An 8,152-nucleotide genomic window follows, 5' to 3' on the forward strand; every position below is an offset into this window, starting at 1 on the left:
CGCCGACCAGGCAGCGGCCAAACCAGTGAACCTGAAACCACGTCAACCCGCCCTGACCAGCTAATCAGCCACACCCGCGCACCGGGGGAACCTCAATACCCGGTCTGGCCGTCAACCGGGCAGCCGCTGGCTACCGGGGCACCGGGAAAACGGACGCCAAGGACGCCACCGTCATCGCTGACCAGGCCCGCATGCGCCGGGACCTCACGGTGCTGCGACCAGACGATGAGCACGCCGTCGAACTGAGGGTCCTCACCGGCCGCCGGTCCGACCTGGTGGCCGACCGCACTCGCGCCGTCAACCGGCTCAGGGCCACGCTGACCAGCATCTTCCCAGCTCTGGAACGAGCCATGGACCTGGGAAACCTCGGCCCTCTGCTTCTGCTCACCAACTACCAGACCCCGGCCGCCCTGCGGCGGGTGGGCCGCAAGAGGCTGGTGACGTGGCTGCGCAACCGTAACGTCCGCGGAGCCGAGGCCCTGGCCGACGCCGCACTCGACGCTGCCGAGCGGCAGCACACCGCCCTGCCCGGCGAGAAGATCACCGCGCAGATGGTCCACTCCCTGGCGAAGGAGGTGATGGGCCTCCACGAGCAGGTCACCGAGATCGACAAGCTCATCGAGGCCCGGTTTCGCGAACACGAGCTCGCCGAGGTGATCTCCAGCATGCCGGGTATCGGGCCCCTGCTCGGCGCCGAGTTCCTCGCCGCCACCGCAGGCGACCTCAGCCGCTTCGGCAGCGCGGACCGCCTGGCCAGCCTCGCCGGAGTCGCCCCTGTGCCCCGAGACTCGGGCAACGTCAGCGGCAACCTGCACCGGCCGCGCCGCTATCACCGCGGCCTGCAACGCGTCTTCTATACCTCCGCGCTCGTCAGCGTCCGCACCTGCGAGGAGTCCCGCCGGTTCTACGACCGCAAGCGCGCTGAGGGCAAGCGCCATACACAGGCTGTCCTGGCTCTGGCACGGCGACGCGTGAACGTTTTGTGGGCTCTGATTCGTGACCGACAGTGCTACCACCGGCCCCTCCCTGTTACGGCTGCGGCTTGACAAACGGCATTAGGAGGTTGGATCGCCCAGGGGTGCTGGGTGTGGCTGTCAGGCTGCTGCCGTCTCGTGGCTTCGGTCGCTTCGCCGCCCGGCACCCCACGACGACTCGGCCGCCGATTAGGAAGTGCGAACAAGTTGCTGTGTAGAGCAATGCCGGCGAGGTCGTCCGTGGTACGAACAGCACGAACATGCACGTCAGGAGCATGATGAGCCGGATATGGGCGGGATCGACAGCGGCAAGGGCCACCACCACGGCCTGGCGCTGGACGCTGAGGGAAAGACGCTGCTGTCGCGGCGGGTGGCCAACGACGAGACCGAGCTGCTGACACTGATCGGTGACGTCCTGGATCTGACCGATGGCCGCCAGGTCACCTGGGCCATCGACATGACCGGCGGAGAGCCCGCACTGCTGCTGGCCCTGCTGGTCAGCCACGGCCAGGAAGTCCTCTATGTGCCCGGGAAGCTTGTGAACCGGGCCTCTGACGGTTACCGCGGCGAGGGAAAGACCGACGCCCGCGACGCCTACGTGATCGCCGACCAGGCCAGGATGCGCCGCGACCTGCGGCCCATCCGCCCCGGCGACGAAGCCGCAATCGAGCTCAAGCTGCTGACCGGACGCCGCACCGATCTCATCGAAGACCGCACCCGCTCGGTGAACCGGCTCCGCTCCACCCTGATGAGCATGTTCCCAGCCCTGGAACGCGCCCTGGACATGACCAACACCGGCCCGCTCAAGCTGCTGACGGGCTACCAGACCCCGGCTGCAATCCGCCGCGCCGGTGTCGCTCGGCTGACGAAGTGGCTGGCCAACCGACAGGTCCGCAGCGCCAAGGACCTGGCCAAAGCGGCCGTGGAGGCCGCCGAACGCCAGCACACCGCGATCCCCGGGGAGAAGACCATCGCCAAGCTGGTCCACACCCTGGCCGAGGGGGTGATGGCCCTCAACGAGCAGATCCGCGAGATCGACAAGCTCATCGAGGGCCGGTTTCGCGAACACGAACTCGCCGACATCATCCTGAGCGTTCCTGGCATCGGGCCCACCCTTGGCGCGGAGTTCCTCGCCGCCGTCGGCGGCGACATCGACGAGTTCGACTCCCCGGACGCGCTCGCGGCGTTCGCCGGCGTCGCCCCCGCACCCCGCGACTCGGGCAAGGTCAGCGGGAACATCCACCGGCCGGTCGCCTACCACCGCAGGCTCCAACGCGTCTTCTACACCTCGGCGTTGATCAGCGTTCGCAGTGACCCGAACTCCCGAAGGTTCTATGACCGCAAGCGCGCCGAGGGGAAAAAGCACGTCCAGGCCGTACTCGCCCTCGCCCGCCGACGTGTCAACGTCATCTGGGCCCTGATCCGTGACCGTCGGTGCTACACCACCACACCACCAGTGACCGCTACGGCTTGACATCAACATCAGGAAGCATGTCATGCTGCATATCTGTACTCATTGATGAGGCCGCCAAGGATCCGGGTGCGCTCGACTCTGTGGGTGTGGAGGTCATGCGCCGCGGCGGGTTGTTTGTGAGCGTCGGGTGGTAGCTGGTTGCGGGCCTGGTGGGGTCGGTGTTCGTGGTAGTGCCGCTCGTAGGCCGCGAGGACGCGGCGGGCATGGGCGTCGTCCATGATGAGAACGTGGTCGAGGGCTTCGCGTCGGATGCTGCCGATAATCCGTTCGCAGTGCGCGTTCATGCGGGGAGCCTGTGGCGCACTTTTGAGGATCTCCATCTCCTCAGCCTCGAAGACAGCGTCGAAGGCCTCGCCGTACCTGCCATCGCGGCCGCGTAACAACAAGCGCAGCGACTCGATGCGTGTGCCCAGGTCGGAGGTGAGATTCCTTGCCTGCTGCACCGCCCAGTCCCGGGTCGGGTGGGCGGTGGCCCCGGTGATGTACAGCCGCCGGGTGCCGTGCTCGAGGAACACCAGCGCGTACAACCGCCTGCCGAACACGGTGTCGATGGGGAAGAAGTCTGCCGCGATGATGCCCTCGGCTTGCGCGGCCAGGAACTCGCGCCAGGTGGGACCTGAGCGACGTGGCGCGGGATCGATACCGGCCGCGTTGAGGATCTCCCACACCGTCGAGGCGGCGATCCGGTGTCCGAGTCGGGTCAGCTCCCCTTGGATCCGTCGGTGTCACCACCTCGGATTCTCCCTTGCCAGCCGCATAACGAGCGTCCTGATCGCTACCGGGATGGGTGGGCGTCCGGTACGCCGACGCGCGATGTAGTCCCACTTCGCGGCGATGAACCTACGATGCCAGGCAAGCAAGGTGCCAGGGGTGACAGGGAAGATCTCGCGCCATTGACGCCGGGGTATCAGCCCGGACAGGACTGCGAACCAGAACCGGTCGGCAGGCTCATAGCGGACCGGCCCGGCCAACTGGCGACGCAGGACAGCGTTCTCGTGCCGCAGCACCAGCAACTCCGCGTCCTTCGCCGTCCCGCGACGCAGGAGTCTCAATGATGAAGTCAAGCCGTTGGCGCGACCGGCGGGGCGGGGGTGAAGAGCCGTTTGTCGCGCAGGAGAGCCCACAGGACGCCGGCCCGGCGGCGGGCCAGGGCAATGACGGCCTGGACGTGCTTGAGTCCTTCGCCGCGCTTCTTGAGGTAGAAGTCCCGGTTCGGCCCCTCGCGCATCATGCTGGTTTGCGCCGACAAGTAGAAGACCCTGCGGAGGCGGCGGCTGTAGCGCTTGGGACGGTGCAGGTTGCCGGTCCGGCGCCCGGAGTCACGGGGCACGGGCACCAGCCCGGCTGCCGAGGCAAGGTGGCCAGCGTCTGCGTAGGCCGCGAGGTCACCCGCGGCAACGATGAACTCGGCCCCGAGTATTGGCCCCATGCCGGGCAGGGACTCGATGATCTCTGCCTGCGGATGGCTGCGGAATGCCTCGCCGAGCTGCTTGTCGATCCGCTTCAAACGGTCGTCCAGGGCCAGGAGTTGCGTCGCCAGGTCAGCCACGATCTGGGCGGCGACATCCTCGCCCGGCAGCGCGGTCTGCTGGGCTTGGGCGGCTTCCAGTGCCGTGGCCGCGACCACGTCGGTGTTGCGCACGCCACGGCCTGCCAGCCAAGCCGTCAGCCGGGCCCGGCCGCGGCGGCGTATCGCGGCCGGGGTCTGGCAGCCGGTCAGCAGCACCAGCGCGCCCTTGTGGGCCGAGTAGTCGAAGGCCCTCTCCAGCGCGGGGAAGACGCCGGTCAGTACGTCGCGGAGCCGGTTGATCATCCGCACCCGGTCGGCGACCAGGTCGGACCGGTGGGCGGTCAGCAGGGAAAGGTCCGCAGCCAACTGGGCGGGCACGTCGATGGTGGCGAAGTCCCGGCGGTGACGCGCGGTCTCCGCGATGACGTAGGCGTCGCGGGCGTCGGTCTTCGCCTCGCCCCCGTAGGCGCTGGACATGCGGTTGACGGTCCGGCCGGGGACGTAGACGGCCTGCTGGCCATGGGCCGCGAGAAGGGCCAGCAGCAGTGCCGAAGACGTCCCGGAGATGTCCACCGCCCAGTGGACCTCGTCTGCCAGATCCAGGATCTCGCCGAGGGCGGTCAGGACCGCCGTCTCGTCGTTGTAGATCTTCTTCGACCACAGTGTTGCGCCGACCTCGTCGACCACCGCAGCCCAGTGATGCCCCTTGCCTGCGTCGATCCCAGCCCAGACCTGGGCTTGGCGCTTACTCACTCGCCCCTCCTCGCTCCGTACGGCGTGCCGTCGGCCCGAGGAACACCCCGCTGTCCGCTCCGTAATCAGCGACCGCACACAGCGCGCACATCTCAATCAGCAGCCAGGGCGCCCCGGAGAACCGGACGGCCACTCCTGCGGAGCCACAACTGGCAAGCACTGATCAGCCACATCCGGCCCTCCCGGGCCACCCAACAACTTACGGAGCACCGATGGAACCGTCAGCAGCTTCCAGGTCACCTTGCACAACAAGGACACGATCACGCAAGGCATGATCCCAGCGAACCGACAGCACCCCGCTCACCTGCGGCGATGACTTTTCGAGCGGCACACGATCTCCGTGATCCGCCCGCCGTCCGTCGCCTCCTCCCCGCTGACCGAACACCATCTCGACGGCCTCCAGCCGGGCCACCTGGGCGATGGGCTGGCCGCCGGAGGACGAGCGGAGAGCTTCGGCAACCGAGCGGCGAAGAAACCGTTCATCCCGAGCGGTGTGGGCCAGACGCAGGGGGTGTGCGCAGGCCGGCGCATCCTTGCGGTGGCGGCGGAGGGCAAGAAGGCCCCGCCGAGGCGGCAGACGCTCGGCCGGGGGCATGGTGTGGAGCGGCTCGTCGAGGCTGCCGGGTGGCGCTGCGGCGCCTCAGCGGGACTCCTGTACGCCGAGCAGAGTGAGGGCGTTGCGGATGCCCTCGTCGAGGAGTTCGTCCGAGAGTCGCCGGTCGGCCAGGGCGCGGGAAAGCTGCAGCGTTCCGACCATCATGGCGTAGACGCTGAGGGTCTTCGCGTGCACCGAGCGCGGATCGGCAGGCGCCAGGCGAGCGGCGATACCGTCGATGACGGCGAGCACGCCGTCGGTGTACGCCTGCTTGGTCTCGTCCGCGCAGCGCCCGATCTCATCGAGGAGTGCCGCGGAGGGGCAGCCGTCGTCGGGACTGTCGCGGTGCCGGGGCGACAGATACCACCGTACGATCTGCGCGACTCCGGCGATGCCGGGGGCCGCCTGCTCGATGACGTTCGCGTACTGGGCGCGCAACTGGTCCGCGACCGCGGTGGCCACAAGGTCGTCCTTGGATGCGAAGTGGGCATAGAAGGCGCCGTTGGTCAGTCCGGCGTCCGCCATCAGCGTCGAGATGCCCGAGCCGTCGATGCCGTCCCGCTTGAACCGGCGGCCGGCGGTCTCGATGATCCGCTGCCTCGTCGCCTGCTTGTGCTCTTTCCCGTAACGCGCCACGCGCTTGCTCCTTTGTGCGCCGGAAGGGTCACCCACGCTTCGCCATCGTATTGGATTGCGAACGTACTCCAATGGTGTGCCGACGGTGTATTGGAGTACCGACACACCTTCAGTCGTTGTCGGGCGCCATCGAGATCACGACCTTTCCGGCCGCGGTGCGGCCCTGCTCGACGTGCGCCATCGCTTCGAGCGTCTGGTCGAAGGGGAACGTTCGGTCGATGACCGGGCGGAGCTGTCCGTTGTCGTAGAGGGCGGCGAGCTCGCGCAGCTGGGTGCCGTTCGCCTGCATGAAGAAGAACTGGTAGCGCACGCCCAGGGCCTTGGCCCGCTGGCGGATCTTGCGACTGAGCACGTTCATGACCAGGCCCAGAAAGGATGAGGCGCCGAGCTGCTTGGCGAACGCGGCGTCCGGCGGGCCGACGACACTGATGGCCAGGCCGCCGGGCTTCAGCACGGTCAGCGACTTCTCGAGGTTGACTCCACCCAGCGAGTCCAGCACCAGGTCGTAGCCGGACAGCACCTGCGAGAAGTCCTCCTTGGTGTAGTCGACGACGATGTCGGCGCCGAAGCTCCTGACCAGCTTCTCGGAATCAGTGTTCGCGGTCGTCGCCACTGTGGCGCCGAGGTGCTTGGCGAGCTGGATGGCCGTCGATCCGAGGCCGCCGGCACCGGCATGGATGAGCACCTTCTGGCCCGGCTTCATGTGGGCGCGGTCGACGAGGATCTGCCAGGCGGCCAGGGCCACCAGCGGCACGGCGGCCGCTTCGCGGAGGGTGAGTGACTCCGGCTTGAGTGAGACGTCGTCCTGGTCGATCGCAATGAACTCGGCGAAGCCTCCGATCCGCAGGTCGCGGGGACGTGCGTAGACCTCGTCGCCGACTGTCAAGTCGCGCACGGCCGACCCGACCTGCGTCACGATGCCGGCGACGTCGTGGCCGAGCACGAACGGAAGCTTGTACTTCAGGAGTCGTTTGAACTCCCCGTTGCGGACCATTTTGTCCAGCGGGTTGACGCTGGTGGCGCTCACTCGGACCAGGACGTCGCCGTCACCGACGGTGGGCTCGGGAACGTCTGCGGCGCGTAGGCCGTCCTTGCCGTACTTCTCGACGATGAATGCCTTCATGTCAGCCATTCCCTTTGCGTGATCTTCTCGATTGCCTTTCGGCGGACGATGCGCATGTCAGGCCAGCTTCCACATCAGCTGCCGAGGTGCCGTCGAAGCCACTGGCCCATCTGCTCGATCGCCCGGTCCACCTCGGGCACGCGCCCCGCGCCCAGGATGAACGAGTGCTGCCCCTCGGGCAGCGGGCGAACCTCGGAGAGGATCTTGAAGTCGGCGAGACGGCGGCCGAAGTCGGCGCCCTCGCCGGCAAGCGCCTCGTACTCTCCGTAGTGGAGGGCTGTGGGCGGCAGGCCGGTCAGGTCGGCGTTCAGGATGCTGATGTCGGGGTCGGTGAAGTCCACGCCGGGGTCCTGCAGCCAAGCCGCTCGGAACTGCTCGAGGATGTCCCGGCTGAGCATCTTGTCGAGTTCCTCGTTCTCGTCCACCTTCGGGTTACTGATGGTGAGGTCGGCCCACGGCGAGATGCTGATGATCGCCCCGGGGGCTGCCTCGCCCTTGGCGAGCAGGCGCAGCGGCAGCGCGACCGCGAGGGTGCCTCCGATGGAGTGGCCGGTGCTGCCGATGTTCCGCGGCTCGTAGCCCTGTGCGAGCAGCCACCGGTAGGCGGTCTCGGCGTCGTCGATCTGCGCCGGGTGGGGGTGCTCGGGCGCCAGGCGGAAGCCCACGACGAGTGAGCGGGCTCCGGCCGCCTTGGCGATGTGGCCGGCGGCCTTGCGGTCCGATGCGATCGAGGCGGCGACCGATCCGCCGAAATGGAAGTGGAGCAGCGCCTTGTTGGGGTCGGCGCCCTCGGGGATGGCCCACAGGGCGGGGACGCCGTCCGCGTCCACGTCGGCGTAGGTGACGCCTTCCGGCTCGGTCGATGCCGCAGCATGTGTGTCGACGATGTCGCGGACGACGGCCAGGTCGAGGCCCGGTGTCGACGCCTTCGCGCGCACGCTTTCGAGGAACTGCGCGAACTGCTGTGCTTCCGTGCTGATTCCCATGGTGATGCCCTACCTTTCTGGTGGGTTCGAAATGATCATTCGTAAGATCAGCGGGACCCAGGGGCTCTGGGTATGGCAGATGGTGGGGAGACCGCTGGATG

General features: G+C 67.9%; 4 protein-coding genes and 3 pseudogenes. 2 read left to right on the plus strand and 5 right to left on the minus strand.

Going from position 1 to position 8,152, the window contains the following annotated elements; all coding sequences use genetic code 11:
* Positions 1–95: 95 nt before the first annotated feature.
* Positions 96–1,046: pseudogene (locus tag ACFZDL_RS46995) on the plus strand (IS110 family transposase); the annotation flags it as partial.
* A gap of 206 nt (positions 1,047–1,252) precedes the next feature.
* Positions 1,253–2,448 (plus strand): annotated as a pseudogene (locus ACFZDL_RS47000) (IS110 family transposase).
* 20 nt (positions 2,449–2,468) lie between these two features.
* Here the strand turns inward: ACFZDL_RS47000 and ACFZDL_RS47005 are convergent.
* From ACFZDL_RS47005 to ACFZDL_RS47025, 5 genes and pseudogenes are all read right to left on the minus strand, one after another.
* Positions 2,469–3,461: pseudogene (locus ACFZDL_RS47005) on the minus strand (integrase core domain-containing protein).
* Between the two features lie 47 nt (positions 3,462–3,508).
* The gene (locus tag ACFZDL_RS47010) at positions 3,509–4,711 is read right to left on the minus strand and encodes an IS110 family transposase (protein WP_353597276.1); all 1,203 of its coding nucleotides are present in this window, start codon (positions 4,709–4,711) and stop codon (positions 3,509–3,511) included.
* A 640-nt stretch (positions 4,712–5,351) separates the two neighbouring features.
* Positions 5,352–5,942, minus strand: coding sequence for a TetR/AcrR family transcriptional regulator (locus tag ACFZDL_RS47015; RefSeq protein WP_353597277.1), 591 nt, complete (start codon positions 5,940–5,942; stop codon positions 5,352–5,354).
* A 109-nt stretch (positions 5,943–6,051) separates the two neighbouring features.
* The gene (locus ACFZDL_RS47020; protein WP_353597278.1) at positions 6,052–7,065 is read right to left on the minus strand and encodes an NADP-dependent oxidoreductase; all 1,014 of its coding nucleotides are present in this window, start codon (positions 7,063–7,065) and stop codon (positions 6,052–6,054) included.
* 74 nt (positions 7,066–7,139) lie between these two features.
* Positions 7,140–8,051 carry an alpha/beta hydrolase fold domain-containing protein gene (locus tag ACFZDL_RS47025; RefSeq protein WP_353597279.1) on the minus strand — a complete coding sequence of 304 codons (912 nt, stop codon included), beginning with the start codon at positions 8,049–8,051 and terminating at the stop codon, positions 7,140–7,142.
* Between the last annotated feature and the right edge of the window lie 101 nt (positions 8,052–8,152).

It is taken from the genome of Streptomyces sp. NPDC007917 (genome assembly GCF_042959105.1).
Lineage (GTDB): Bacteria > Actinomycetota > Actinomycetes > Streptomycetales > Streptomycetaceae > Streptomyces.

What these genes read in the sequence shown, in the direction of transcription:
- ACFZDL_RS47020 (WP_353597278.1), bottom strand. Translation starts at nt 7,065, where the DNA reads ATGAAGGCATTCATCGTCGAGAAGTACGGCAAGGACGGCCTACGCGCC.
- ACFZDL_RS47025 (WP_353597279.1), bottom strand. Translation starts at nt 8,051, where the DNA reads ATGGGAATCAGCACGGAAGCACAGCAGTTCGCGCAGTTCCTCGAAAGC.